Origin of the sequence: Variovorax glucosi, from assembly GCF_051216695.1 — a bacterium.
Lineage (GTDB): Bacteria > Pseudomonadota > Gammaproteobacteria > Burkholderiales > Burkholderiaceae_C > Variovorax.
The window spans coordinates 1-1017 of the sequence record NZ_JBPJZE010000435.1 but is presented as its reverse complement, the minus strand read 5'-3'; the positions used below and the strand labels follow the sequence as shown (position 1 = coordinate 1017).

Annotated in this window: 1 protein-coding gene; it reads left to right on the top strand. The window is 69.4% G+C overall.

Annotated elements, in window-relative coordinates; translation table 11 throughout:
- Positions 1 to 912: glycoside hydrolase family 3 C-terminal domain-containing protein (locus ACSFA3_RS26305; protein WP_435508231.1), on the top strand; the 912-nt coding region annotated here is incomplete at its 5' end.
- Between the last annotated feature and the right edge of the window lie 105 nt (positions 913 to 1017).

The following is a 1017-nucleotide window of genomic DNA, read 5'->3' as shown; positions in this document are numbered from 1 at the left end:
CTGCGCGCGGCGCTGGGCCCCAACTCATCGGTGAACGTGGTGCGCGGCTCGGGCATCGAGTCGCAGCTGTCCGGCGGCATCGACGCCGCGGTGGCGGCCGCGCGCGATGCCGACGTGGTGGTGCTGGCCATCGGCGAGAGCGAGAAGATGTCGGGCGAGGCTCGCTCGCGCAGCGACATCGGGCTGCCGCAAGCACAACAAGACCTGGCCGAGGCCGTGGCCGCCACCGGCAAGCCCGTGATCGTGCTGCTGAGCAACGGCCGCGCGATGGCGCTGAAGGGCGCGGTGCGCAATGCGCGCGCCATCCTCGTCACGTGGTTCCTCGGCGTGCAGACCGGTAACGCGATCGCCGACGTCGTGTTCGGCGACTTCAATCCCTCGGGCCGGCTGCCCGTGAGTTTTCCGCAAACGGCCGGCCAAGTGCCCTACTACTACGCCCACAAGCGCACCGGCAGGCCGTCGCCCGAGAACGCGCCGGGCACGTCATTCAAGACGCGCTACCTCGACGCGACGAACGAAGCGCTCTACCCCTTCGGCTTCGGCATCGGCTATTCGCCGGTGCGCTACGACAACGTCGAGCTGAGTACGGAGCGCTTGCCGATGTCGGGCACGCTGCGCGTGCGCGCCACAGTCACCAACACCGGCCAGCGCGACGCGGAGGAAGTGGTGCAGCTCTACATCAGCCAGCGCGCGGCCAGCGTGACGCGGCCGGTGCGCGAGCTGAAGAGCTTTCGCAAGATCGGCATCGCACCGGGAGCATCAGCGGTCGTCGAATTCACGCTCACGACCGACGACCTCGCCTTCATCGGCCGCGACATGAAGCCGACCGTCGAGCCCGGCGAGTTCGACCTGTGGGTGGCGCCTTCGGCCGCGAGCGGCATCCGCAGGCGCTTCGTGCTCACGCGCGATTGACGCCGGGCGCACGAGGCACCACGGCGGCTCAGTAGGTGGTCGCGCCAGTCGCGCTGGTGGCGTGTGTCATCGACGCATCCGGCTGGTTCGCAGAAGCCACCGGTG